We start from the raw sequence: 630 nt of genomic DNA on the forward strand, positions 1-630 counted from the left end.
AAGTGATTGATAAAATGTGAGTTATCCCTAAAACACAATTTCAACACGAACGCACCTTGCCCGGCATGAATTCTACCTCAGAGCAGCTACGTTTTGCATCGATTCCAGCCCACAGCGTCAGCGCCGATTTCGCCGGTGGCGGTTTGTCGTCTGATCTCGGTCCGGTTCTGCTGCGCGGCGTTGACCTTCAGATCGGTCTGACCAAACGCTTGGCCGCAGCGTTGCCCGACCGGCGCCATCAGAGTTACGTTAGCCATTCGTATCACGATCTTCTGACGCAGCGCATCTATCAAATCGGCTGTGGCTACGAGGACGGCAACGACGCGAATCGCCTGCGCCACGACCCCATGTTCAAACTTGGCGCGGCCCGTTTGCCGTTTGATGCCGTCGGCGCGCTGGCATCGGGAGCGACGGTCTCGCGTTTTGAACACGCAGCAAGTGGCCAGGATATTTATCGCGTCAGCGAGGCTCTGGTCGAACAGTTCATTGCCGGCTTCGCCGGTCCGCCAAAGAGCTTGATTCTCGATCTGGATCACTCCGAGGATGCATGCTACGGCCAGCAGCCGCTGGCGTTCTACAACCACCACTATGGTTCGACCTGCTACTTGCCGCTGATGATTTTCGACGGCC

1 protein-coding gene is annotated in these 630 nt (G+C 57.1%); it reads left to right on the forward strand.

The genetic code is table 11. The annotated features are described in order from the left end of the window. Window positions 1–65: 65 nt before the first annotated feature. Window positions 66–630: transposase (locus tag F2P45_RS34400; RefSeq protein ID WP_229505447.1), on the forward strand; the 565-nt coding region annotated here is incomplete at its 3' end.

The sequence above is a fragment of the Massilia mucilaginosa genome (assembly GCF_011682145.1).
GTDB lineage: Bacteria > Pseudomonadota > Gammaproteobacteria > Burkholderiales > Burkholderiaceae_D > Telluria_A > Telluria_A mucilaginosa.